The organism is Nostoc sphaeroides, assembly GCF_003443655.1.
Taxonomy (GTDB): domain Bacteria; phylum Cyanobacteriota; class Cyanobacteriia; order Cyanobacteriales; family Nostocaceae; genus Nostoc; species Nostoc sphaeroides.
The window spans coordinates 753,373-778,611 of record NZ_CP031941.1; the positions used below are offsets into that span (position 1 = coordinate 753,373).

19 protein-coding genes and 1 pseudogene are annotated in these 25,239 nt (G+C 41.6%); 8 read left to right on the plus strand and 12 right to left on the minus strand.

Features of this window, described 5'->3' with window-relative positions:
* Nucleotides 1-127: 127 nt before the first annotated feature.
* From psb27 to D1367_RS03535, 7 genes and pseudogenes are all read right to left on the minus strand, one after another.
* The gene (gene psb27 / locus D1367_RS03500; RefSeq protein WP_181985056.1) at nucleotides 128-532 is read right to left on the minus strand and encodes a photosystem II protein Psb27; all 405 of its coding nucleotides are present in this window, start codon (nucleotides 530-532) and stop codon (nucleotides 128-130) included.
* Between the two features lie 149 nt (nucleotides 533-681).
* Complete coding sequence (gene cofH, locus D1367_RS03505) at nucleotides 682-1,851, minus strand: 7,8-didemethyl-8-hydroxy-5-deazariboflavin synthase subunit CofH (RefSeq protein ID WP_118162904.1); 1,170 nt, start codon at nucleotides 1,849-1,851, stop codon at nucleotides 682-684.
* Nucleotides 1,852-1,906: 55 nt separating this feature from the next.
* The gene (locus D1367_RS03510) at nucleotides 1,907-2,110 is read right to left on the minus strand and encodes a hypothetical protein (RefSeq protein WP_181985057.1); all 204 of its coding nucleotides are present in this window, start codon (nucleotides 2,108-2,110) and stop codon (nucleotides 1,907-1,909) included.
* Between the two features lie 61 nt (nucleotides 2,111-2,171).
* Nucleotides 2,172-2,591: pseudogene (locus tag D1367_RS03515) on the minus strand (IS5 family transposase); the annotation flags it as partial.
* A 227-nt stretch (nucleotides 2,592-2,818) separates the two neighbouring features.
* Complete coding sequence (locus D1367_RS32010) at nucleotides 2,819-7,648, minus strand: DUF4347 domain-containing protein (protein ID WP_118162907.1); 4,830 nt, start codon at nucleotides 7,646-7,648, stop codon at nucleotides 2,819-2,821.
* A gap of 1,241 nt (nucleotides 7,649-8,889) precedes the next feature.
* Entirely contained in the window at nucleotides 8,890-10,062 is a 1,173-nt protein-coding gene (locus D1367_RS03530; protein WP_118162914.1) for a hypothetical protein, read from the minus strand.
* Nucleotides 10,063-10,372: 310 nt separating this feature from the next.
* Entirely contained in the window at nucleotides 10,373-10,564 is a 192-nt protein-coding gene (locus tag D1367_RS03535) for a CbtB domain-containing protein (RefSeq protein WP_118162921.1), read from the minus strand.
* Nucleotides 10,565-11,069: 505 nt separating this feature from the next.
* Here D1367_RS03535 and D1367_RS03540 point away from each other — a divergent pair.
* The 5 genes from D1367_RS03540 to D1367_RS03560 all read left to right on the plus strand — a co-directional run bounded on the left by D1367_RS03540 (nucleotide 11,070) and on the right by D1367_RS03560 (nucleotide 15,359).
* Nucleotides 11,070-12,095 (plus strand): multicopper oxidase domain-containing protein, encoded by a 1,026-nt coding sequence (locus D1367_RS03540; protein WP_118162926.1) that lies wholly within the window; start codon nucleotides 11,070-11,072, stop codon nucleotides 12,093-12,095.
* Nucleotides 12,096-12,265: 170 nt separating this feature from the next.
* On the plus strand, nucleotides 12,266-13,303 hold the full coding sequence (locus D1367_RS03545; RefSeq protein WP_118171079.1) for a ComEA family DNA-binding protein: 1,038 nt from the start codon (nucleotides 12,266-12,268) through the stop codon (nucleotides 13,301-13,303).
* A gap of 208 nt (nucleotides 13,304-13,511) precedes the next feature.
* Nucleotides 13,512-13,946, plus strand: a complete 435-nt coding sequence (locus D1367_RS03550) for a ferritin-like domain-containing protein (RefSeq protein WP_100901802.1) — start codon at nucleotides 13,512-13,514, stop codon at nucleotides 13,944-13,946.
* A gap of 92 nt (nucleotides 13,947-14,038) precedes the next feature.
* Nucleotides 14,039-15,007: an FTR1 family iron permease gene (locus D1367_RS03555; RefSeq protein ID WP_118162931.1), complete on the plus strand. Its 969-nt coding sequence runs from the start codon at nucleotides 14,039-14,041 to the stop codon at nucleotides 15,005-15,007.
* Nucleotides 15,008-15,119: 112 nt separating this feature from the next.
* Entirely contained in the window at nucleotides 15,120-15,359 is a 240-nt protein-coding gene (locus tag D1367_RS03560; protein WP_181985058.1) for a hypothetical protein, read from the plus strand.
* 588 nt (nucleotides 15,360-15,947) lie between these two features.
* Here D1367_RS03560 and D1367_RS03570 read toward each other — a convergent pair.
* The gene (locus D1367_RS03570; RefSeq protein WP_118162936.1) at nucleotides 15,948-16,883 is read right to left on the minus strand and encodes an ABC transporter substrate-binding protein; all 936 of its coding nucleotides are present in this window, start codon (nucleotides 16,881-16,883) and stop codon (nucleotides 15,948-15,950) included.
* A gap of 415 nt (nucleotides 16,884-17,298) precedes the next feature.
* Here D1367_RS03570 and D1367_RS03575 point away from each other — a divergent pair, with 415 nt between their 5' ends.
* Nucleotides 17,299-18,798 (plus strand): family 10 glycosylhydrolase, encoded by a 1,500-nt coding sequence (locus D1367_RS03575; protein ID WP_118162939.1) that lies wholly within the window; start codon nucleotides 17,299-17,301, stop codon nucleotides 18,796-18,798.
* 24 nt (nucleotides 18,799-18,822) lie between these two features.
* On the opposite strand, the gene D1367_RS03580 is transcribed toward D1367_RS03575, so the two are convergent.
* Nucleotides 18,823-19,425, minus strand: coding sequence for a molybdenum cofactor guanylyltransferase (locus D1367_RS03580; protein ID WP_118162944.1), 603 nt, complete (start codon nucleotides 19,423-19,425; stop codon nucleotides 18,823-18,825).
* Nucleotides 19,426-19,518: 93 nt separating this feature from the next.
* Between D1367_RS03580 and D1367_RS03585 the strand changes: the two genes are divergently transcribed.
* Nucleotides 19,519-19,743, plus strand: a complete 225-nt coding sequence (locus D1367_RS03585) for a hypothetical protein (protein WP_118162948.1) — start codon at nucleotides 19,519-19,521, stop codon at nucleotides 19,741-19,743.
* A 129-nt stretch (nucleotides 19,744-19,872) separates the two neighbouring features.
* Here the strand turns inward: D1367_RS03585 and D1367_RS03590 are convergent, their stop codons facing one another.
* From D1367_RS03590 to D1367_RS30425, 3 genes are all read right to left on the minus strand, one after another.
* Complete coding sequence (locus tag D1367_RS03590) at nucleotides 19,873-21,927, minus strand: thioredoxin domain-containing protein (protein ID WP_118162951.1); 2,055 nt, start codon at nucleotides 21,925-21,927, stop codon at nucleotides 19,873-19,875.
* A gap of 151 nt (nucleotides 21,928-22,078) precedes the next feature.
* A complete protein-coding gene (locus D1367_RS03595; protein ID WP_118171082.1) occupies nucleotides 22,079-23,248 on the minus strand; it encodes an RNA-guided endonuclease InsQ/TnpB family protein in 1,170 nt (389 codons plus the stop codon).
* Between the two features lie 567 nt (nucleotides 23,249-23,815).
* Nucleotides 23,816-23,971 carry a hypothetical protein gene (locus D1367_RS30425; RefSeq protein WP_181985059.1) on the minus strand — a complete coding sequence of 52 codons (156 nt, stop codon included), beginning with the start codon at nucleotides 23,969-23,971 and terminating at the stop codon, nucleotides 23,816-23,818.
* Between the two features lie 465 nt (nucleotides 23,972-24,436).
* Between D1367_RS30425 and clpP the strand changes: the two genes are divergently transcribed.
* A complete protein-coding gene (gene clpP / locus D1367_RS03600) occupies nucleotides 24,437-25,048 on the plus strand; it encodes an ATP-dependent Clp endopeptidase proteolytic subunit ClpP (protein ID WP_118162955.1) in 612 nt (203 codons plus the stop codon).
* Nucleotides 25,049-25,239: the final 191 nt, after the last annotated feature.

The following is a 25,239-nucleotide window of genomic DNA, read 5'->3' on the forward strand; positions in this document are numbered from 1 at the left end:
TTTAGCTAGAAAAGGATCAATCAGTTTATTTTAAAATTTCAAACTTTTATTTATATCAAGTTGACAAAGTAACCAAGAGCCAAAAGTATTGACTCTTGATGATGAAGTAGTAGGCAATAGTTAAGAATTAACCGCCACGCTTTAGTGCTGCTTCTACCTGCTGTAACTCCTTCTCTAAACGATTTTTGAGTTTTTCGGGTACTGCACGATTTGGGTAAGAACTGTAGTGTCCAGCCAGGGAGTTGAGGGCTGTTCGCATGGTTGTAAAGGAGCCAAGACCAGAAACAGAGTTAACTCGCTGATAGCGAGCCGAAAAGTCATTAATTTTTTGACGCGCTTCTGCTTGAACTGCTGCTTTTTCTGGTGAATCTTGTGATATATCCAGAGCTTGTCTCATAACATTGACCACAGCTAAGGTGTCTTGGCGATAATCCCCAGTCAAACTATCTGGACTGCCAGAACAGCCCATTAAGCCGATAGATACAACCAAAACCAGCGCAAGCAAACGCGACCAATAGCGCTTCATATGCATTAAGTAAAAGGATACGTAAATCAACGTCCATCGTATCTTGGATTGGTAACTTGGGGATCAATCAATTTAGTTAGGAATTAGGAGTGAGGAGTGAGGAGTTAAAAAACTTCGTTCATTCATCTCGGAATTCAGAACTCCGTTCAGCTAAGTTAAATACTTGTCCGCAAGCCTTTGACTTGACTCGTAATTTTTTGATAAAGAGTATTGCGTTGTTGGTAAGGTCTTCCTAAGGAAGCGATCGCACCTTCTAAACTTTTCACTTCCATACACGTACCACCTAAAGCACCTGCCATTGTGGTAATATGCTCCTCCATCAATGTGCCGCCGATATCGTTGCAACCCCAAAGTAAGGCTTCTGTTGCACCTGCAAGCCCCAGTTTTACCCAACTCTGCTGATGGTTAGGAATCCAATTACCTAAGTAAATCCGCGCCACAGCACCTAGCAGCAGTGCATCACTTAAAACTGGTTGATCGCGTCCGACACGGCGGCGTAAGGGTTTGGGTGCTTCTTGCCCAACGAAGGGTAATAAAATAAACTCTGTGATCCTTGCTGGATATCCCTGATTAATGGCAGTTTGTTGGAGCGATCGCAATTTTTCTAAATGCCCGATTTGCTGTTCGTGGGTTTCAATATGCCCAGATAACATCGTGCTGGTGGTATGCAAGCCTAATTTGTGAGCAGTGCTAACAATTTCTAGCCAAGTGGCTGTGTCAATCTTCTCTGGACACAATATTCGCCTAACTTTATCGTCTAATACTTCAGCTGCTGTTCCCGGCATTGAGCCAACACCAGCATCGCGCAAAGCTGTAATTACATCAGCATACCCAAGTCCGTCAAGTCTGGCGATAAATTCGACTTCTTGGGGGGAAAAAGCGTGGAGATGTATGTGGGGAAATTCCTGTTTAATGGTTTCCACGACCTTGAGATAATAGGGCAAAGATTTGCCATTTATCAGTGCTTGTGGATTTAATCCGCCCTGCATACAGATTTCTGTCGCACCCCGTCGGACTGCATCTGTGGCTTTTTCCAAAATTTGCGCCGAATCTAACCAGTATGCATCGGCATCACCATCATCTCGACGGAAAGCACAAAAACTACAGTGCTGCTCACAAATATTAGTAAAGTTAATATTACGATTAATTATGTATGTAACCGTATCGCCTGCTTGAGTGTGGCGGAGTGTATCGGATGTATCACGTATGGCTGCGATCGCCTCCTCGTCAGTTTGTTGTAATAATACCACTCCCTCTTCTAGAGATAAGTCGTACCCCATCAAGGCACGGTCAAGAATTTTTTCAACCGCAATTTTTGTCAGCATTACTTTCTTAATTTCTCAGTAAATCTTAATTTTATGAGCTTGGAAATAATAAAATTTAGCTGCTTTTCTGTTCTAGCCGCCAGAGCCTACTATGCTGGAAAACCTTGAATAGTTTGTATTTCTTCTCAATATCATATCTCAATTCTTTAGAAGGATTATAAAAAAATACCTCACTGAAACTATCAGGAATATTTGGCATACTTGGTTCAATTACCAGTTGCATCTGCACTTGACGATCTAACAGATGAATGAGAGACATTATATCCCCAATATTTAGAGAATAAGTACTACTAATTAATAGTGGGTTATTAGCTTTATTTCCCCAAAGTATCAACCGTCATAAATCGTTTGCGTCCTTTAATTTTCTTGCCCGCATCGTAGCCCACTCCTTGAGTTACCATTGCTGCATTCTTAACGCTTTGACTGTCGATTATTGCTTCTGTTGGACTCGGATGACGTTCAATTTCGATTCTCGTCCACTCTCGCAGACTATCGTGAATGTGCAACCATGTCCCGTTTTTACGCCAGTTACGAAAATATGTGTACACTGTCTGCCAAGCCGGAAAGTCCCCTGGCATTGCTCGCCATCTCACTCCTTCTACCAAAACATAAAAAATCGCGTTCAAGACTTCCCACATATCGACTTCACGCTTGCGACCACCTGGTTTTGGTTCTGGAATCATCTCACTCAGAAATTCATACTGGGAGCGGGTCAGGTTACTGGGGTATGCTTTACTCATGTTCCTCTCTCAGTGCTGTCTATTATCTATTCACAGCTTACACTGAGAGAGTTTTTTACCATCTCTTCGACTTTTCAAACAACCTCTTAGTGACATATCCCTTACGCTCCTGGGTATATATAGTGTCACTCTAAGATTGGCACTCTACGGAATTCCTGTCTACTTTTGACTTCACCAACAGCATCGATTGCTACAAAAACCCCTTGATTATCACTACATATTTACCACTACACAATGACATTAGTACCAAGCACTAGTTTTGTAGCAGTGAAAGTATGGAGAGTCACTAGAGTATTGAAATCAACAGTGCTATCACCAGAATTAACCTGCACCTGAGTATCAGTCCCCAATTGTACAAACCGCAGATAGTCGTCGCTGATCGGATTGCTACCACTATAGTCTAGGCTCTCAAATAAATTACTCAGAACTAACTGATCATTGGAGCTTTCAAAGTCTGTGATTGTATCACCAACCCAGCCGCGATCGCTCAAAGTTTGATATACAAACCTGTCATTACCGCTACCGCCAGTTAGGGTATCGTTCCCGGCATTACCAATTAGAGTATCATTACCTGCACCGCCAATTAGCATATCATGCCCGACACCTCCACGGAGTAAGTCATCACCACTCTTGCCGTCGATGACGTCATTGCCCCCTTGAGCATTAATCACATCATCAGAGTTGTCAAAGCCTTCAACATTATTGTTTAGGTCGTTGAGGAAAGTAACAGTGTTTTTATTGAAGAGAGTTTTTTGGGTGGATGTGGTATCGAAGACATCATAGCTATCCCTAATGCTAGTTTGCCCATCAAATAGAATATTCCCAACGGCTCTTTTTGTCACGGTTGGAAACAAGTTATCTAAATTTTGTAAAGTAAACTCTTCTAGGATAACTTTTGCATCTGCTACGCCTTCAAAGGTGATTTCCAAATTCTTATTATTTTGGGTGAGTAACAAATTATGGGCAGTCAAACCTGCACCATTAAATTTGATCGTATCGACTTCAGCAATAATGTCTTTTGAGGGATTGTAGCCTGTACCTACGCCACCAAATTCAGTGATAGTATCAATGCCATCACCTAAATTGTAGATATATCTATCTCTGCCGCCCAAAAAGCCACTCAAGTAGTCATTACCTTTGTTACCTGTAACGGTATCGTTTCCACGCGTGGCAGTAATTCTATCAGTATAGTTAGTACCTATTAACGTATCATCACCATAAGTTCCGTCTACGATATTAGGTGAGAGATAGATATTGTCGATAATATCGGTATCGCTGAATGCTCCACCTGGCCCAGTATTACCCAGGTCATTCGTCGTGATGCTAATACTGCCAGTACCACTAGAATTAGTAGCTGTGAAAGATAAACCATCCAGAGCATTATTAATACTGCTAATTGTGCCAGTAAAGGTAAGGCTGGAGTCCGCAATACCATCTCCGGTAGTGAAGTTAAGACCGGAGGTGCTGTTTAGAGTGAGAGTGCCGTTGGTGGCTGTCAGTGTTACTTGTACTGCGTTAGTGCCAGCATCAATGTCACTAATGGCAAATTTACTGTTTTGGGCAGCAGAGAATATTCGGGGTGTGCCTTCATAAGCATAGTATAAAGTGTTTAAAGTATTAGGAATGGTATTAACTGGACTTTGATTTAGCAAAACAGTGGTAGCTTCGTAAGCACCTGTATCTACTATGCCGTTAAATATTCTGTCAAATCCTGTACTTCGCCCATCAGTAGTGATTCCTTTTGGAACTAGGGCATTATTGCCAGCGTTCATCGCAGGACTATCCTTGAGTAAGGCGTGAGTCAAGGTAGTACCGCCGTTATTTTGCAGTGGCCCAAGTTTGGGATCAATGGGGTTGTCGCTAGTACCAATGAGGGTGCTAGTAGTAAAACCTGTACTCCCAGTTCTGTTACCAATTAAATTATTGCCGGAGTCGGTGAATTTGCCAATAACGTCGGAATTGACATCTTCACCCACGTATGGATCATATTCGTAGTTGCCAGCAATAATTGTGTTTGCAACAATAACAGTGCCATTGGTTTCATTAACAATACCTCCTCCTCCCGTGAAACTTTTCCAGGGAGAATAAAGACGGGTTGCAGCATTATCGGTAATAGTATTGTTGCTGAGAGTTAGCTTACCAGAGTTAGAGATGCCACCACCTCCGTTTGCTATATTGCTAGAAACAGTAGTGTTAGTTAAGCTCAGACTACCAGAGTTATAGATGCCGCCACCAAACTCCGCACTACTACCAAATATAGTGCTGTTAGTTACTTTAGCAATGCCAGAGTTATAGATGCTGCCGCCATAGGTTGATGACTCAGGAGCATTACCAGATACTCCACGAGGGAAGGCTTCATTATTAGAAAGAATGCTGTTAGTTATTTCGAGAGTGCCGGTGTTAAAAATGCCACCACCATAGGAAGGAGCATCATAAAGAAAAGTTTCATTATTAGCGACAATACTGTTATTCAGGTTGAGACTACCAGAGTTATAGATACCGCCACCTACTGTCAACCCAATATTATCTGAAACAGTGGTGTTAGTTAGGTTGAGAGTCCCACGGTTAAAGATGCCGCCTACAGAGCCAGTACTGTTAGAAACGTTGCTGTTATTTAGATTGAGGGTGGTGTTGCTATGAACTAAAATCGCACCAAATATATTATTTGCATTAGCTACCTTCAAACTATCAATAGTTGCATCTGTCCCGTTTTCTCCTATCTCAAACACTTTGAAGACGTTATTACCACTCACAGTCGGGTTAGATGTGCCAGTTCCCAAGATCCGCACATCATCAGTAATTGTCAGTTGTCCAGAAGTGAGATTAATAATATCTGGTGTAGCATCACTAAACACCCCGGCAAAGGTAATTGTATCTTCGCCTGCATTGGCATTGGCATTCAGGATAGCTTGACGTAACGAGCCTTCCCCAGAATCGTTAGTATTGGTGACAACTGTGTCCTTAGGTTTAGAGGTAGTGGGTGGTGTAATGGTACTGCTGGGTTGGAGTTCAACGGCTCCAATATCTACCGTACTGTCAGCTATGCGCTCTGCACTCCGTTGATCAGTACTGATTTGAGAAAAAACTAGTGTATTACTACCTGCATTGATGGCGGGGCTACCTGGTTGTAAGGTATGAGTGAAGGTCTTACCACCGTTATTTTGCAGCGTTCCCAGTTTGGGATCTATGGGGTTAACGCTTGTACCGACGAGGGTGCTGGTATTAAAGCCTGTGCTACCATTGCTCTTACCAATCAAATTATTGCCAGCGTCGATAAAGTCGCCAGCTACATCAGGATATATTTCTCCTGATGTAGAGTTGTCAAAGTTTTCGGCAATAATGCTGTTGCCAACATTGAGGCTCCGAGTTTCTCCATAAAAGTAGTTAATTGCATTTAAAATACCACCACCGTTGCCATTGCCATCACTATCTAAATCTGCCGTATTATTCGTAATTGTGGTATTGAGCAGAGTGAGGGGTTGATTATTATAAATGCCACCACCGCTATTGTTAGCCTTATTGCCAGAAATCGTGCTGTTAATTAGAGAAGATGAAGGTTCGTCTTGGTCATAGTAACCATATACACCAGATATGCCAAAGTTATAAATACCACCACCGTCTGTGCCTGCGGTATTGTCGGACACTGTACTGCTTTCTATTATGAAAGAACCCAAATTCAAAATAGAGATGCCACCACCATACTGTGTTGCTGTATTCCCAGCTACTGTACTGTTAGTTAGGCTAATAGTTCCCCCAGAGATGCCACCACCATACTGTGTTGCTGTATTCCCAGATACTGTACTGTTAGTTAGGCTAATAGTTCCCCCAGAGATGCCACCACCATACTGTGTTGCTGTATTCCCAGATACTGTACTGTTAGTTAGGCTAATAGTTCCCCCGGAGATCCCACCACCGGAAGTTGCTGTATTCCCAGATACTATACTGTTAGTTAGGCTAATAGTTCCCCCAGAGATCCCACCACCATACTGTGTTGCTGTATTCCCAGATACTGTACTGTTAGTTAGGCTAATAGTCCCCCTCCCAGAGATCCCACCGCCACTGTTATTGCCAGATACCTTACTGTTAGTTAAGCTGAGGATGCTAGACTCATTGACTAAAATACCTCCGCCTCCTGGCGGTTGAGGGTAAGTATCGGGCAATTTGAGCTTACCATCGGCAATCTTCAAGCCATCAATAAGAACATCTGTACCTAATCCTGATATCTCAAACACTCTGGAGGCATTATTACCGCTAATGGTCAGTTGAGATGCTCCTGTTCCTAGTATGGTTAGATTATCCGTAACCCTCAGTTGTCCAGAAGTGAGGGTGATAGTATCTGGCGTATTATCAGCGAATACGCCAGCAAAGGTAATTGTATCGCTCCCAGCAGTATTATTGGCTAACTTAATTGCCTCTCGCAGAGTTGTAATGCCATTATTGCGATCGCCATCATCTTCATCTGAAATACTATTAACCGTAAAGGTGGCAAATACTCCGGTGTAAGCTTGTTGCGTCGTTTGAGTAAATGCTAAACTCACTTCCATCTGTGCAGTGCAGACTTCCAGTTTCCAGTTACCGCCTAATGCTGCAGTACCTACTCGCTCACGAGAAGCCGCAATATTTAAACCTGTGAGTTGGTGTAATTTTGTAATAAATTCTGCCCCGGCATCGCCTGCTGCTAGGTTGCAACTGTAGAGGAGTAAGTTCTCAAATTTTGGTTTAGAGGTTAGCTGCTGCCATTGTTGCAGTTGTTCTTGATAGTTGTTAAGGGTATCGAGTCCTAAGTGTGTGTTGCCTAGATACAAGCAACCAGGAACACCGTGAGCCACAATGTGAATACTAGTCAGATTTTGGCCGTGATAATTCGTCAAAATCTTCGTAATTTCCTTTATGCCGTTTTGTGTTGGTGTTATGAAAAATACTTTTGTGTTGGGAGTAACACCGTTGGCTAAACTCTGATAGTCTTCAACTGCTGTGTCTATAAAGACTAGATTGTGGGTTTTGGCAGTAGAGATTGTGAGTTTTGATCTTACCTGTAATTTAGTGATTATGGTCATTTTATATCCCAATTTTTAGTCAATTAGCTCAAATTGAATTTTCCTAGCCTTGTGCTAGCAAGAGTTTTAATCTACTGACTAAGTATAGAGGTGCAATAACTTTGGTTAATTTTATGATGTGATGAGTGTTACTTTTTAGAACTTGATGAAAAACTATCCAAAGAAGGATTGTGTTTTTATACAACATCTGTATTTATAATAAGGATATTTGGATAATTGCACATAGTACAACGTAATTTTAGCCCAAAGCCTGTTGTATTTACTGAGTGGACAATAATTAAACTGACACATTAATTAAAAAATAGTAAACCAAAAAGTTTTTCTTCAAAAAGCGATCGCCTCGCTAGATGGAGGCTAGTCCTGAGTGCGAATTTGTTTTTATAGATGAACTGGAATTTATCTAAGATTTCCTCGATACTAGTTAGACGATACATAGACTTTCTGGAGCGATAGCCCGTCGCAAGCGAGGAAAACCAACAGCGTAGGCGCAGTCCGTCGTAGACACTGACTTGAATTTAGACTACACATTGCGTTCTTATGTCAGCCCGAAGTGGGCGTATTTGGTTGTCGGCACAGCCAAAAAGCCGCCCCCATTACGCGAACACTTCTTTTTTGTCCAAAGTCCAAAACAAAGTAATGATTAAAAATCGTAGCCAAATAGGAGGAAAATATTTTGCAAGTACTGATTGTCTGTTTATCATAAATATCGAGTTATAACGCTGATTGCAAGTTCATTAATTACAGTAGTAGCAGTTTGTGAACCAGCTTTTTAGATGTTTAAGATTAATATTTTTTACCCCACTCTAGCCCTCCGGCTACGGTGTACACACATATATGTGCCGGTGCAAAATGTAGTTTGATCCCCCTAAATCCCCCGATAAATTGGGGGACTTTGATTCTTTTCCCCCCTTTTTTAAGGGGAGCCAGCGCGGTCTTCTCCCATCCGTGAGAGGCTAACGCCAAGGGGTCTCCCCAAGTGGAGCGACTGGCGTGGGTTAGGGGGGATCAAAACGTTGTGCGACTAGGTTAGGGACTTCCAAATAAAAAAATATCCCAAAACTGAGGCAAAAATCCTCTCTATTTCTCTTGCCTCTGTGTTCTCTGCGCGGCAGTCGCTCATGGGGGAAACCCCCAAGACCGCGCTGCCTTGTCTCTGTGGTTCGTTTCCTGGAATAATTTATTTCTTGGAAGTCCCTTATCAGACTTGTGTGTACACCGTAGCCTTTATAAGGGGAGGGATCTTACTGATTTTCCCTGACTTGTGGTGTTCGTCGATGCTGTATTAGCAAACCGATCGCCATACCAATGCCAACAAAGGCTGTAAAGTAGAATAAACCAATTAATCTGATGTACATTGGTGGTGCGATCGCTTCAACTTCAACTTCTTGCGCTACCTTCACTGGTGCAAATTGACGGCTAGATCCTGGTATAGGTGTTGCTTCAACTTCGATTTTGTGGGGTGAACCATCAAAAAATTGTTCAAGCCATGTTAACTTCCCTTGTTCGTCAGGAATACCTTTGTAATCAAAGACTGTTAAATTATGTTCTGTGGCGATCGCTTTTACCTGCAAAGCCACATCTGTAATCGGTTGTCCGGTTGCGCTATCTTTCACCTGTAACGCTACATTCGCAAGTTTTCCGACAGTTGCGTTTTTATCTCCCTCAAGGTTAATTTCCAATCCCTGAGACTTTTGAGATGATGGTGCAACAGTTTCGGTACTAGTTGATTGGTGTCCACTACCGTGAGCTTCGGCAACTTCTGCACTAATGTTGATAACTAATAGGGTTACTATAGCCACTACTGTCAATGCACTTAATAAAAGGCGGACTGAATGTGGTGCAATTTCTCCCTGTTGCAGTTCTTCTTGTCCGCCAATAACCCAACCACCCAACAATCCAAGTGATACTAAAATAGCTGCGATCGCAACAAAATATTTATATTTGATTGGATTTTCGCGGACATGCAAATTTAAGGTTTGTTCATAAGCAGCAAAAGTATTTGCTATCAAAGGTGATACTTTAACTAACAGTTGGTAGTTGCCACGGATGGGTAAAATCTGCTGAATTTCTAGCTTCCCATTAGGTGCAGTGGCATTCATTTCCAGCAACTTTGTTCCTTCAACAATGGGGAAATCTGTTGTTAACCAAGGATTACGCGGCGGTGTCAGAATTTGTAAGCTAATTTTGGCGTTTTCTAACGATTTACCCGCAGCATCAACAGCTTGTAACGTCAGTTTTACAGGAGTTTGTGGTTTTTCTGCCTCTGCTTCAAAGGGTAGAATACGTTCTAAAGGTGGGTTGGTAGAAAGTAGCACTCTAGACGTAGGAGTTTGGGAACTCCCCACAAAGGAATAAAGAATTGACAAAGTAACGCAAACAGCACTGATAACTCTAAAAAGTCGATATTTTTTCATAAAAACTTACGGTAAATTTGAAAATCATGTACTTTATGCTACTAAAATTTTAATAGTAGTGGATGAAAGTTACTCCAGATTATTATTACTAACTAAAAGAATTTCAGTCAAAGAATTAGTCATAAATAAGGTATTATCTTAAGTGGAGTTAAGGTGATGTAGAGATGTCAAAGAAAGCATCTCTACAAAACCTAAAAGTTATTTCCCAGAAAAACATTGGCGCGAAATTCGCCCTGTTTTAGCGTTGTCACTTTGTTATTTTGCCTAGCAAAGCTTCATGCACCTAAAAAATATTGGTATTATTGATCATTTAGTGACATGCAACGCCTAAGGTATGGTGACGCGCTGAGTGTGCTGTATTATGAACCGCAGGATAGGTAGAAAACAAGACAGTCCAGATAACTAAAGAAGATAGCAACATATAGAGTGTTACTTGCACAGGCTTGGATAAGGTAATACCTGCGGACTTTTGCAACACTGAAGTATGAGAAAAAGTAGTCATTTTTGACCTCTGATTATAAATTTGGGTAATTCATCAATCAAAGCGAATGATGTCGCTTGATTGCAAAAAGATATACGATCTACTTTGTATTTGACAAGTGTGTATCCAATGTATTGTGCAACTCAACTTTAGTGAATACTATACTATTCTTTGAACATCGGCTCATCACGATGAAGAAATCTACACACAAAGTCCATACAAATAACAAAAGAATGACACATGAAGTACTCCTAAAGCAATAAGCATATCAGGAATAGTCATAAAACAGTTTAGTCTAACATGAATATGATTTATACGTAAGTGAGCGTATTAATACCGTTAAGATAAAAGAAACTTGGCAAGAGTTTTCAGTAACTAATTCTCGCTTGCTCTAGATTTAATAACTTAACTAGCAGTTTGAAAGTACTTTCAAATTATTGACAATAATTATTAATTCCTCTAATATCTAAAAGCAATTGCAAATCTTTTGCAATTGCTTTTCGGCGCTAACCGTAACTATAATGTCATGCCCAACAACTTCGCTCTGGGTAACGGAAAACCTTGGAGCCGCCGTCAATTACTGAAGCTGGGTCTAGCAGGTGCTGGAGTGACTGGTGCAGCTGGACTTTGGCAGATGCTAAATCTCCAAAGTAAGTCAATCGTCAAAGTGCCACCATTCGAGATGTCAGCAGCAGACGACGCTACTAACCCGATGAAGATGGTCAGGGATTTTGATTATGGGACGGTAAAGCAAGAAAATGGGCGGACTATCCGGGAATTTCAGTTAACTGCGGGTACTTCCATAATAAACCTTAATAGTGCTGTCTCTTACAACATCTGGGATTTAAACGGGCGCATACCAGGGCCAACGCTACGGGCAAAACAGGGCGATCGCATCCGGGTACTATTTCTCAACAAAGCGGGACATTCTCACTCTTTGCATTTTCATGGCGTTCATCCGGCAGAAATGGATGGTGTTCGCCCAATCAGTAATGGTAGTGCCACAATTTACGAATTTGATGCTGAACCTTATGGTGTTCACTTATACCACTGCCATATTGCACCAGTCACCCGCCACATAGCTAAGGGATTGTATGGGATGTTCATCATCGATCCACCTACTCCCCGTCCCCCGGCTGATGAGATGGTATTAGTGATGGGTGGGTATGACGTGAATGATGATAGCCATAACGATTATTACGCCTTCAACGGTCTGCCGCACTATTACATGCATAACCCGATTCGCATTTATAAAAATCAGTTGATTCGGCTGTATGTTCTCAACATCATTGAATACGATCCGGCAGTGACGTTTCACCTCCACGCCAACTTCTTTGATGTCTATCGCAATGGCATGAGTATGACTCCTAGCGAGAAAACCGATGTGATTACGATGGGTGTTGCAGAAAGGCACATCTTAGAATTTGCTTTTCGTTACCCAGGTAAGTATATGTTCCATCCCCATCAGGATGCGATCGCAGAAAACGGTTGCATGGGTCAATTTGAAGTACTTGCCCAGAGCAGCGCTCAAAATACTGTTAAAAAGTCCTGACAATATTATTAGTAATTTTTAATTAATTCATTAAAGTTATAGATAAATAATTGATAAAAAATCTCATTATATGCGACAGTAAATATCTATGACAATGTGTCAAACAAACTACTTTCTAGTAGTTTGAAATGTTTCAATTAATACCTTTTTTAGTTGTGCGAGGAGCAAAGATGATAAAAGTTCGTTATATCTGTTTAACAGCAGCAGCAGCCTTAATAGTTACCTTGAGTTCCTGTAGTGGTACACCAACCGCAGAAAATCCATCAGCACCAGTTGCTAGCCCTCAAGCTACAGAGGCAGTAAGTAATAACAATCACAGTAGTCACGGTGGCAAAGAAAAAATTAACATTAACACTGCTATATTATCAGAATTAGATAAATTTGAAGCTAAACTAGGTATTCCGGCTTTATCGAACAAAATCCAAGCAAGTCGTCCTTATGGTAGCTCAGAAGATTTAGTTACTAAAAAAGTAATTACTCAAGAACAGTTCGACCAAATTAAAGACCAGGTTAGTGTTCAAGAAGTAGTACTCACGGGTGAGGCAAAAGATGTTGACTATATGTCTAAATTAGGTTTAATGAAAGGGCATCTTTTAGTAGCACAAGAACTCCTGGATCAGAATCAACCGAAACAGGCAGAACCTCATATTGGACATCCAGTTGAAGAGATTTACGTTGATGTAGAAGATCAACTTAATGAGCGCAAAGTCAAAGAATTTAAGACAACATTGGTAAGTTTGCAAGATTTGGTGAAATCTAGTCCGAAGAATAGCAAAGTTAAAACTAATTTTACTTCTTCAGTGCAAGCAGTTGATTCCGCGATCGCAGCTTTGCCAGCAGATCAACGCTCAAAACCAGGATTTGTGCTACAGGTAATTAACGAATTGCTAGATTCAGCCAACTCAGAATATGGCGCTGCGATCGCAAATGGTAAAATAACCGCACCAATTGAGTATCAAGACTCCCGTGGTTTTGTGGTTTACGCCAATGAATTATACAAAGGAATTTCTAGTCAAGTAGCTCAAGCAGATCCCGAAGCACACAAAGCGATCGATACTAGTTTCGCTGAACTCATAAAAGTTTGGCCTGCTGCCATCCCACCAGCAAAAGCAGTCAAAACTACTAGTGATGTTACCAAGCTAGTAAAAACCATTGAGGAAAACTCTCAAAAAGTGGTTGACAAATCCAATACCCAAGCACAGCGATAACATTTTGTTTTAATGGGAAGCATAAGGGAAGGAGTTTAAAATAGTTAGGAGAGACGCGATTAATCGCGTCTGTACAAGAGTTAGGAAAGACGCGATTAATCGCGTACAAGAATTATGAGTTATGAATCCCGAACCTCTAACTTACAATTCCTAACTCCTCGCTCCTAACTCCTAACTCATTAAAATTCGTTACTTGAACTAACAACTGATGCAAGAACTTGACCATAAAAAGACCATTGATCTCCTGAACGCCATCATGGAATTTGAACTAGCAGGGGTAGTGCGCTATACACATTATTCTTTGATGGTGACTGGCCCTAACCGTATTCCAATCGTGGCTTTTTTCAAAGCACAGGCAAGTGAATCTTTACTTCATGCCGAACAAGTAGGAGAAATTCTCACCGGTTTAGATGGGCATCCCTCCCTGAAAATTGCCCCAATGGAAGAAACCTACCAGCATAAAGTCAAGGATATCTTGGAAGAAAGCTTATCCCACGAAAAAAAGGCATTGGATCTGTATAAAAATCTGCTCGATACTGTTACCAATGCCAGCATTTATCTTGAAGAATTCGCTCGCGGTATGATTGGGCAAGAAGAGATGCATAATCTCGAACTCAAAAAGATGCTACGCGATTTTAGTTAATAGTCATTAGTCCTTAGTCATTAGTCCTTAGTCAAAAACAAATGACAAAGGACAAATGACAAAGGACAAATGACAAAAACAAAGGATAAAAAATGGATTTTAGTACTGCTTTACCTACTTTTGTAATAACGCTCCGAGAAGGAGTAGAAGCTGCCCTTGTTGTTGGTATTGTGCTAGCTTTGCTGAAAAAAGCTAAACAATCCCAACTCAACTCTTGGGTATATGCTGGTGTCGGCGTTGGTATTGTCGTTAGTGCCTTAATAGGCGTGCTATTCAGTTGGGTAATTCAAATACTGGGAGCAGCGAATCCTCAATACACCACCATCGTTGAGCCAGCGTTAGAGGGTGTGTTTAGTGTGTTAGCGATCGCAATGCTCAGTTGGATGCTAATCTGGATGACTAAACAAGCCAGATTCATGAAAGCTACAGTTGAGGGAGCAGTAACAGAAGCCCTGACACAAAACTCAAATGCTGGTTGGGGTGTTTTTACTTTAATTTTAATTGCTGTTGTCCGCGAAGGCTTTGAAACTGTTCTCTTCGTTGCAGCTAATTTTCAACAGGGATTAATGCCAGCCTTGGGTGCTATTACTGGTTTAATAGCGGCATCTGCCATTGGGGTGCTGCTATTTAAATGGGGTGTCAAAATTAACATCCGCCAGTTTTTCCAGGTAATGGGCGTTTTATTAGTGTTGATTGTCGCTGGGTTGGTAGTATCAGCCTTGAAACATTTTGACGAAGCAGTGGCTAACCTTGCCCTTAGCAGTCGCGCCACAGAAGGCCTTTGTTTCTATTACGAACGTTTTACAAAAGTCCACTCGTGTATTTTGGGGCCAATGGTTTCAAATACTTCCACAATCTTGCCTGACGAACAGTTTCCTGGCATTATTCTCAAATCTTTATTTGGTTATAGAGACAATCTCTATCTTGTGCAAGCAGTGGGATATGTGGCATTTTTACTTACCATTGGAGGACTGTATTTCCGCAGTCTTGGCGGTGCTTCTCCTGAAGGTAAAAAAAATATCCCCTTTGGTCAAAAACCACTTAGTTCTACAAAGGATTAAAAGCACAGTCAGTTGCTTCGTTCCCAGTCTATCTATGACTGGGAATCACCTTAGCGATGGGTATTTGTCACCAACACAAAGTAACCAAAGCTTTTCTAAAGCGGATTAGGCAATGAGCAAAACTTTTATATTAAATTCCTTACTGTTGCTTTCTCAAATATCCAATCCAGAAATAAAATTTTTAGATTTAAAAAATAAATTAGAAAAAAAAGGGTTTCAGGTAATTGTTGCACTACCACCAAAGCGAGGAGCTTATGGGTTACTAAGAGAAGCTGACAAAAAAATTTGGATTAATCCCATAGTGTTTGAGTTAGGTATCGGGACTCAAACATTAGGGAACTCCAAAAAATAAATTATTCCACATTCAAGTAGTTGACTGTTGACTGTTGACTGAAAACTCGTGAACCGTCAACGGTCAACAGTGAACAATAGCAATGGAATATTTTTTTACTTGGAAGTCCCTTAATCCATGAAACTGTTCATGCAGCGCAGGTATGTGCCGGAAAAGGAAAAATCAAAACTTTAGGCTTAGACATTCAACCAAGCAATTATGCTAAACCATTTTTTCAACGTTATACCGATATCAAACGAAAAGATTTATAAAGAGAAGCCTATGCAGTACAAACTCAACCTAATAGTTTTGAGTTAGCTGTATCTCTTCTTCAAGAATATTGTAAATAGCTAGTTGTTAGATTTGTTTATAAGGCTAAACTGTCTTTATTTAACTACTTTGCAATAAAAAGTATTGAGTATTGCCGAGTGAGAATCTTGAGTGCAAAAAATGCTTTAAAAATAAATTGGTTAATCATTCTTTAGCACAAAAAAAAGAATGGCAAAGATGTTTTGCAGTAGGTTAAAACTGATTTTAATTATGAAGTAATTAGAGTAATTGTTTAATTCATCTTGTCTTACTATTGGGTACAGGCATTTGTAAGACGAGCTAAGTGCCCTGCTTTACAAACAAGGCTTGCTTAAGCTGCTGACAAGCCTTTTCAATGGCATCTATACTACCTGGATTCACCAGACCATAATAATCAAACACATAGACTCGGTTATTTTTAGTTGCTTGCAGTTGTTGCCAAAAAGCTTCCTTTTTCAGCGAATCTAAAAGCCCTGCTTCCGAATTTCCTTGTGGGGGATTAACCAAAATTATTACCTCTGGATTTGCTTCTAAAACTTTCTCAGCCGAAAGCGTCACATAGCCACCAACAGGACTTTTTCCTTGTAAATCTGCTGCTATATTTTTAGCTTGGAATTTTGCCAGCAAATCCCCTGCCCAACTATTTTTATTCGGTGCTAAAATTGGTTGACGACTAACCAGCGCTAGAGTAGAAAAACCCTGAGTTGGCTTTTCTGGCAAGAAAGTTTTATAACGGTTTAACAAAGGTTGAGGATCAGCATTAATTAACACCGCCAGTTTTTTAGTAAGTTCTTCTAGAGATTCCCAGTTATTCACCTTAGTGAGCAAAGTCGGAATTCCTAGCTGCTGAAGTTTTTGAATTGGGATGTTAGAAAAACCTTCTGCACCAATAACTAAATCTGGTTTGAGTGCTACCACTTTTTCTAAATTTGGCGGACTTTGCCCTTCACTAACACGGGGAATATCCTTAAATTTTGAGTCATCCTTAAATAATTTACTACCAGTGATTCCAACAATTTTTGTCTGATCGAGTCGAGAGATAATATCAGCAGAAAGAGAAGAAAGAGCAACAACTCTTTTTGCTGATCCTTTTGATAATTGCTGAGAATTTGTGTTTGTCGTCTCAGTAGGGTTTGTGATTTTTGTTGATGGCTGCTGAGTGGTTGCAGTCGTGCAAGCAGCTAAAAGTATACTCATCAAAAGTGCTAAAGCAGATAAAAGCCAACGACGATGCATATTAAAATTCCTTTTGGGGTAAGAATGGCATAAGCTGTTACGCATTTAATTTGTACATTTACCTGATGACTGATGACTGATGACTGATGACTGATGACTGATGAGTGTTAACGACCATCACATCAATAGTGTTTATATATTTTAGACGCGCATCAGCTTAAGCAGATTTTCACTAACTAAGGTACAGGCAGAATCTACCCAATAACAGGCTAAGCTTGGTGTGTATTCAGATGTTTTATACTTCCCTATATGTATTCATGTCTTTATCAAAAAATTCAGCAACACAAACAACCCTTTAGTAGTCTTAAAAAAATAGGTTTAAAAACCCCTGTTGCTTAAACGTATAATTATATACATTTTACCCACAATTATCTGAATTGGGGTTGATGATTATTGTGTCCATCTACTGCTAGATATGTCTAACCATCCCTTGAACGTTGCAAGATCAACATTATTTTGGCGGCGCCTGTTCGCTATTGTTTTCACTAGTAGTTCGTTGTTCCCCAACTTTGGAAGCGAACCAGCAAGGGCGCAAGTAACCCAGTATTGTCAATTATCATCAACGGCGGCACAAGAAAAAGAAAACTTACGTTTGTCAGCCCTCAAAGGCAAACCAGATGCCCAAACCCGCTATCAAGACATGCTACAAGAACAGGCACAGAAATTACAGGAGTGCCGCACTAAAACTTGGCCGCAAGTCCAAGCCATTTGGTTGCGCTTGTATCCTTGTGACATTCAGCCAGGAATAATTGATCAGACTATGGATCGGATTGTCAACCGTGGCTACAACCAAGTTTATTTAGAAGTATTTTACGACGGACAGGCATTATTGCCAGCAAAAGCTAACCCGACGGTTTGGCCTTCTGTAATTCGCACCCCAGGAGCAGAAAACGTCGATATACTCGCCACAGCAATTCAAAAAGGTCGGCAACGCGGTTTAAAGGTTTATGCCTGGATGTTTACGACCAATTTCGGCTATACTTACGCCCAGCGCCCAGATAGAGAAAGTGCGATCGCTCGTAATGGCAAAGGTCAAACGAGCCTATATGTGGTAGATAACGGCTCTCAAGTATTTATCGACCCCTACAACTTACAAGCAAAACGCGACTACTACCAATTAGTAAAAGAAATTTTGCGCCGTCGTCCAGATGGCTTGTTATTAGACTATATACGCTATCCCCGACAAGCAGGAAGTGATTCCATCGCCACCAAAGTTTCAGATTTATGGCTATATAGTCCCGCAACCCAAGAAGCTTTATTTAAACGGGCACTAAATTACAAAGGGCTGGACTTGATTCGGCGCTTTTTGAGTAAGGGATTCGTCGGCGCCGGAGATATAGCGGAAGTTGATAACCTTTATCCCCAAGAAGGCGAACCCCTCTGGCAAGGACGCATTCCTGCACCAGCGCAAAAATCAATTCTGCCTGCAACCGATAGACAGCCGCTTTTACAATGGGAATTATGGCAGCTTGCTGTTGCCCATGCCATGCAAGGAATTTTAGATTTTGTCACCATAGCCAGTTATCCAGCAAAACAGCAAGGTATTCCTACGGGAGTAGTGTTTTTTTCGGATGGCAACCAAACTGTAGGGCAAGGTTATGATTCCCGTTTGCAACCTTGGGATCGGTTCCCCACCACATTGCAGTGGCATCCTATGGCTTATGGGAATTGCGGTAATGTCAGTTGTATTGTGACGCAAGTGCAACGAGTTTTGAGTATGGCAAAACCCGGTACGCAGATAATCCCAGCTTTAGCAGGCAAATGGGGAGAATCTATTAGTAATCGTCCATCTCTAGAAGCGCAAATGCAGGCACTTCGCCAATACGCCCCCCAACTGAAGGGAGTTAGCCATTTTGCCTATTCTTGGCAATATCCTGAAAGTGATAACGATCGCAAATTTTGTCGCAGTCGGTAAACAGCAATATGCTTGAGTTAAGGCTTAACTCTTAGCCAAGTCTGCTGGCGTATTACAGTTAAACAGCATTTCGGGTTCTGGTAAAGGCAAAACTTCTACAGGATATTGCCGCAGCCATTGCTGAAACGATCGCTCCCCTTGGTTGATAAACTCTAAGAGTTGTGGCAAACAGCGACGGCGATAAAAACCACACAGAGGTTCCCAGCCTTTAGGATGATCGGCTAAAGCTGCGACCTTATCATCTCCCACGCTATCAAGTCTAGTTACCCAATCTTGCAACACCTCAACCCGCAACCTCGGCAAATCGCAAGCAAGCAACAGCACCCAATCTGTTTTAACTTCAGCTAGCCCTTGGGCAAACCCAACTAAAGGCCCGTGGGCTAGAGATTCTCCAGATAAAGGTACTTCCCGAATAAACTGGCAACCAGGCAAAAGCAAATCTTGATAGCGTTCTGGCCAGGGAGTAACTATATAAATAACATCAGCACAGCTTTGAGCAATGCTACAAACTCGCTGCAACAAAGGTATCCCTTGAATGGGAATCAAGGCTTTATCTTGACCCATCCGAGAACTTTTGCCACCTGCTAAAACTATGGCGTTTAATTTACTACACGAGTTAATAGTCATTCGTCAAAAAAATAGAGGGTAAAAAACGAGTCAAACTAAATTAACCCCTGACGCTGAAAGTAGAATAAATTTATCTTCTACTTAAACCCCATCATGGCTATCCAAGAACTCGAACAACAACTCCTTCAGCTTTCTCCCAACGATAAACTCTACATCATCCAACTCCTTGCCCAAAGCCTGACTACACATAACAATACCCACCCAGATCAACCAAGCAAAATCTCAGAGTTTTTCCGTCAATCCCCCTTGGCTGAACTCATCGAAGAACTTGACCTTAGTCGAGATCGTACTCTTCCCCGTGATGCCTTCACTCCATGACCGAATAATTACTAATTCGTAATTCGTAATTCGTAATTAATGGTACAGAGCAAATCAATTTATTGATGGAGATAAAAAACATAATTCCTTTTTTTCAGAGCAAGCGACTTTAGTCGTGGGGAAACTATTTCACGCCCTCACCTGACTTTTCTCTACTTGCTGCAATAAATGCTCTACATTTTCTGCTGGTGCAAGACACTTCAAACCTTGGCAAACTAACCCAATGCTTCCCTCTGGTAAATCAGATGTTACGGTAAACACAGCCGTTGGTAAAAACTTGGGGATCAGAGAGTTTATTTGCTCAGTGGTGCTGCGAATCAAGGTAGAATTACGATACCAATCCAAAGCTGTAAATAAACTAGGACAAGCTTGAGGAGCGCGATGCATGACACTCTTAAAAGCTTTCAAACCAAGTTCCGCTAAATCCAAATAATCTAGATTATCGGTGAGTAAAGCGAGACGGACAAGATTAGCGATCGCAATTCCATTCGCTGATGGTGTAGCATTATCAACGTAACTGCGCTCTCTGACAATTAAATCTTGACTAGAATCACTCGATGTGTTATAGTAACCACCTAATTCGACACTCCAGAGAAATTCGTTGAATTCATCTTGGATAGCGATCGCTTTTTCTAACCATTGCTTATGCTCAGGGTTGGAAGCTTGTAAATCCAGCAGAGCTTTAATAAAAAAGGCGTAATCTTCAGACTGCGCTAAAACGGTTGGTTCTCCTTGATAGTTGAGTCGCTGAAAACGCCCATCGACAAACTGATTTTCCCAGATAAAATTTGCTGCTCTTGCTGCTAATTCCAGATATAACGGTTCTTGGAAAACCCCAGCAGCTTTAGCCAGTCCAGAAATCATCAAGCTATTCCAAGCAACAATCATCTTCGTATCTGTCACCGAAGGAATGCGACCTGGCCAGTTAGTGGTTTTTGCTTCCTGGTTGTTACGAGCCGGGGGAAAAGTTTCTAAAGACTCAGAACTAACGCCATAACGAGCGGTAAACAGCTTGCTCAGAGCCGTTTCCACCGTTGCACTCAGTTGCCCAGAATAGCGTCTTTGCAAGACATTTCGTCCTTCAAAGTTGCCGTTAGGTGTCACCGTAAACTGTTCTAATTCCGTTAATTCTTCAGGTGTTAACAGTTGTTGTAGTTCGCCGTAACTCCAGACGTAAAAGGCTCCTTCTTCTGGTTCTACTGCCGTGGGATCAATGAAGCTGTCGGCATCTTGAGCAGCATAGAAGTAACCTTCAGGCGCGGTCATTTCTCGCTTTAGCCATTGTACAGTACCAGCAACTGCTCTTTCAAAGGCTGCTTCTTGTACTCCTGCACTCCATAAAGAAGCTATATACTCCACAATCTGTCCATTGTCGTAGAGCATCTTTTCAAAGTGGGGTACTGTCCAAGTAGCGTCAACAGTATAGCGATGAAAGCCACCGCCCACATGGTCGTAAATACCTCCCAGCGCTAAGTCTAATCCGCGTTGGGTACAAACTTGCTTGCCATCATAGCGAGATTCAAAATTAAATCGAGTTCCCCGCAGTGCTAATTCCGCGTATGGAATCATCGGAAAACTATTGCCAGATTGACTAGGAGTAATTACAGCTGTGCTGGTTTCCCAACCTTGGCGGAGTAATTCATGGTCTTCAAGCTCATCTGTTGTACCATCTTGCAACACCGCAGACGTTAGCAGCGACTCAATAATTAAGGCTTTGCGTTGCTGTAATTCTGCTTTTTCGGTATCGTAATAACGGCGAAGAGCTTGCAACACCTGCAAAAATCCCGGACGACCATAACGCGGGTCTACAGGGAAATAAGTACCAGCATAAAACGGCACTAAATCTTCTGGGGAAAGAAATACGTTTAAAGGCCAACCCCCTTGACCACTCATCATCTGCAAAGCTTGCATATAGATGCTATCGAGGTCAGGTCTTTCTTCCCTGTCTACTTTGATGGGAAGATAATTAGCATTCATGTAGTGGGCGATCGCAATATCAGAAAAAGCCTCGCCTTCCATGACAGTACACCAGTGGCAACTAGAGTAGCCAATGGAGAGAAAAATCGGTTTATTTTGCGCCCTTGCAGTTGCAAGTGCTTCATCACACCAAGACCACCAATCAATCGGGTTTTCGGCGTGTTTGCGGAGATAGAGGCTCTTAGCTTCAGCAAGGCGATTGGTCATGATTAAATGCAAATAGTTGCCTTCTTTGCTCAGTCTATCCTCTTCTCAAGAGTCTTAGGCTAGACGGCTATATAGATAAGCAAGAAATCCTACGAGCGAATTATCTCTTGGGTAAGAGGTCGTAGTGCATATCTGTAAGCTAACCCCAGCCCTAAAGGGCGGGGCTTTGTAGTAGCCCTGAGCTATCTGTGCTGAGATTACAACACAAATAACCCGAACCTCCGGGCAAGCTTACAGATTGCCCCAATAAAGAAATCATTTTTGCACCATTCAAATCAGCATCACCATGCCATTTGCAGTTACCACACTTGAAGCGTTTATCCGACCTCAGCCCAATGTGCAAACATTGGTGGCAGGTTTGGCTTGTATATGCTGGAGGCACTGCAATCACCTCAACTCCTTCTTTGATACCCTTGTACTCAAGGAAGCATCGCAATTGATAAAACGACCAAGAATTAGACCGTCTGCGCTCAACTTTACTTCTAGGTTGAGTATTAGTGCGCTCTCTAATCCCAGTCAAGTTTTCAATAGCGACAATCGCTTTGGCGTTTTTGGCCTGTTGAATAACCGCAACGCTGATTTGATGGTTGAGCCATTGCTGAAATCTTCTCTCACGCCCCGACAACCGTTGCAAAATCTGCCTCGCACGACGGCGAGTAGACCTTGTGCCTATGATAGCTTTTTGTTGGAGAGAAGCTCTAGTTTTGGCGTATCTATCTCGAACCTCGTCTATTTGTTTTCCGTCCCACTTGTCCCCATTGCTAGTTACGGCTATGTCCCTACGCCCAAAATCCACACCAATAACATTGGTTGGTTTAAGTGGCTCAGGAACTTCATCCTTAGTTTGAATATGAATGTAGTAGGAACCATCCCGATGTTTGCACAACTGTGCCGATGTTGGTTTTCTACCTTTGAGTTTACCTTGCTGGTAGTTTCCCACATCCAATTTGATATGCTCCCTGCCTTCAGACAATGTAAGGCTTACAGTCCAATCTTTCTCTCTAAAAGCAAAAATCCTAGCATCGTAATCAGCGCTAGTTGGTTTAAAAATCAAGACTGGCTTATTCTTCTGTTTAGCAGTTTTGCGGTTAGCTCCTACTCTGGCACAAGCCCTGACTGCCAAATTAGCAGACAACCCAAACATCGAGCGCAAGTCTTGATAGACCATATTCTGAATGGTCGTTTTACTTGTTATCTGGGGTTTAACTTGCTGATTAGCATAGTTGCAAGCATCCGCAAACGCTTTCAATGTCGTCTCGATTTGAGCGATTTGTTCAGATGTGGGATTAAGCTTGCAAACCAGTGTCAGTACTTGTTCCATAAGTACGATTATATCACAGGTGACGAATATTTTTTGAAAGGCGAATAAATTCGCCTGCGCCTTACCCCCACGGATAAATCCGGGGGCTTCCACGGCGCGAGGAGCTTGGTGATAAGCTGTTGCGCCTTTAATTTGCACTAATATTTTTTCAACATGGTTGTGGGGTGGGCAACATGAGCGCCCTGATTGTGCAAGTTGTATACATAACAGCTTATTGCTGACCAAATAATTACTAATTCGTAATTCGTAATTCGTATTTAAAGATACAGAACAACTAACTAAAGTTTATGGAGACAAATAAATTTATTCCTTATTTCAGAGCCTGACAATTCAGGTCATCTGGAAAACCTCACTTCTATTTCTCTCATCCTTTAAGGAGAGAGACTTTGAATTTCCCCCTTATCGCTACGTGTTAGGCGTTAGGGGGTTAGGTTTTTCGTGGACTTTTCCACATAACCTGAATTGTCAGATTTCAGAGCAAGCGACTTCAGTCATGGGGTGATAATTACGAATTACGAATTATAAATTACGAATTATTTTGACACCTATGCAATTTGTGAAAAATTCTTACTGAAAAGATCGCAAAAGTAAACTAACAATATTTGGTGGCGTTTCTCGCACAGGTGATGCTGTCTTTGACTGAATTAAACTATTTGGGCTAAGTCCTGCTATCAGATGGAGCAAGAAGGTGATGATGGCGGCTTGTATAAGTTTTTCCAGCATGGCACGTCTCTCTGAATGGATAGCATTTCAAGTATGACTGGTTATTCTAAATACATTTAGTTTGAGCAACTTACTGAATGTAACAAAAATAATTTGATATTTGCCGAGGGAAATCCTAAAAAAATGTTTAAATTGTTACAGGATTAACATAATTCCCTAAGCAAATCTGATTTTGGTTATCGGTCTAATCACCACATCGCCAAGTTGTCCAGCAAATGCCGAGATATGAGGTTGGCGATGATTGGAGTTTTTTGATTTGGTCTTCATGGGATATTCTCTTAGACACCTTTTGCGGTTAAAAAGTGCCCTTGGGGGTTGAATTTATCGCCAAATCATCTTTTGTACTCTTTTTGGGCGAGAGAAAACGAGAAAGGTTTGATTATCTGCTTGAGAACAGTAGAGATAAACCCCAGTTTCGTGCTGTCACCGATAAAATGTATTTAAAGTAGCCACAAACACGCTTCCATGATTCCTATCGTTATTGAACAATCGGGCCGAGGCGAACGCGCCTTTGACATCTACTCACGGCTGTTGCGTGAGCGCATCATCTTTTTGGGACAACAAGTTGACAACAACATTGCTAACTTGATTGTTGCCCAACTGCTGTATTTGGATGCCGAAGACTCGGAGAAAGACATTTATATGTACATCAATTCTCCCGGTGGTTCGGTGACGGCTGGTATGGGCATTTTTGACACTATGAAACATATTCGCCCTGATGTCTGTACAATTTGTACCGGATTGGCGGCGAGTATGGGGGCTTTCCTCCTCAGTGCTGGTGCTAAGGGTAAGCGGATGAGTTTACCCCATTCTCGGATTATGATTCATCAACCTCTAGGCGGCGCTCAAGGACAGGCGACTGATATTGAAATTCAGGCGCGGGAAATTCTGTACCACAAGCGGCGGCTAAACGACTATTTAGCTGAACATACAGGTCAACCAATTGAGCGGATTGCTGAAGATACTGAACGTGACTTCTTCATGTCACCAGAGGAAGCCAGGGAATACGGTTTGATTGACCAAGTGATTGACCGTCACGCTGCTGGTAGCCGCCCAGCAATTGCTGTTCTTAATTAATAGTCGCGATCGGTAAATGGTGATTTACCACATTTAATTCTCTTAACCCCTAAAAATAACCCCTTTTCAGTTATGAAGAGGGGTTATTTTTGGAATGGGTGGTTATTAATTATCAATTATGAATCAATACGCTTGGGTTAGAGCCAAAAACCTTAAACTGCGTAGGTTGGGTTGAGGAACGAAACCCAACA

Bases quoted from the DNA above. Each gene is read 5' to 3' on its own strand.
- psb27 (WP_181985056.1), bottom strand. From the start codon at position 532: ATGCATATGAAGCGCTATTGGTCGCGTTTGCTTGCGCTGGTTTTGGTT.
- cofH (WP_118162904.1), bottom strand. From the start codon at position 1,851: ATGCTGACAAAAATTGCGGTTGAAAAAATTCTTGACCGTGCCTTGATG.
- D1367_RS03510 (WP_181985057.1), bottom strand. From the start codon at position 2,110: ATGTCTCTCATTCATCTGTTAGATCGTCAAGTGCAGATGCAACTGGTA.
- D1367_RS32010 (WP_118162907.1), bottom strand. From the start codon at position 7,648: ATGACCATAATCACTAAATTACAGGTAAGATCAAAACTCACAATCTCT.
- D1367_RS03530 (WP_118162914.1), bottom strand. From the start codon at position 10,062: ATGAAAAAATATCGACTTTTTAGAGTTATCAGTGCTGTTTGCGTTACT.
- D1367_RS03535 (WP_118162921.1), bottom strand. From the start codon at position 10,564: ATGACTACTTTTTCTCATACTTCAGTGTTGCAAAAGTCCGCAGGTATT.
- D1367_RS03540 (WP_118162926.1), top strand. From the start codon at position 11,070: ATGCCCAACAACTTCGCTCTGGGTAACGGAAAACCTTGGAGCCGCCGT.
- D1367_RS03545 (WP_118171079.1), top strand. From the start codon at position 12,266: ATGATAAAAGTTCGTTATATCTGTTTAACAGCAGCAGCAGCCTTAATA.
- D1367_RS03550 (WP_100901802.1), top strand. From the start codon at position 13,512: ATGCAAGAACTTGACCATAAAAAGACCATTGATCTCCTGAACGCCATC.
- D1367_RS03555 (WP_118162931.1), top strand. From the start codon at position 14,039: ATGGATTTTAGTACTGCTTTACCTACTTTTGTAATAACGCTCCGAGAA.
- D1367_RS03560 (WP_181985058.1), top strand. From the start codon at position 15,120: ATGAGCAAAACTTTTATATTAAATTCCTTACTGTTGCTTTCTCAAATA.
- D1367_RS03570 (WP_118162936.1), bottom strand. From the start codon at position 16,883: ATGCATCGTCGTTGGCTTTTATCTGCTTTAGCACTTTTGATGAGTATA.
- D1367_RS03575 (WP_118162939.1), top strand. From the start codon at position 17,299: ATGTCTAACCATCCCTTGAACGTTGCAAGATCAACATTATTTTGGCGG.
- D1367_RS03580 (WP_118162944.1), bottom strand. From the start codon at position 19,425: ATGACTATTAACTCGTGTAGTAAATTAAACGCCATAGTTTTAGCAGGT.
- D1367_RS03585 (WP_118162948.1), top strand. From the start codon at position 19,519: ATGGCTATCCAAGAACTCGAACAACAACTCCTTCAGCTTTCTCCCAAC.
- D1367_RS03590 (WP_118162951.1), bottom strand. From the start codon at position 21,927: ATGACCAATCGCCTTGCTGAAGCTAAGAGCCTCTATCTCCGCAAACAC.
- D1367_RS03595 (WP_118171082.1), bottom strand. From the start codon at position 23,248: ATGGAACAAGTACTGACACTGGTTTGCAAGCTTAATCCCACATCTGAA.
- D1367_RS30425 (WP_181985059.1), bottom strand. From the start codon at position 23,971: ATGCTGGAAAAACTTATACAAGCCGCCATCATCACCTTCTTGCTCCAT.
- clpP (WP_118162955.1), top strand. From the start codon at position 24,437: ATGATTCCTATCGTTATTGAACAATCGGGCCGAGGCGAACGCGCCTTT.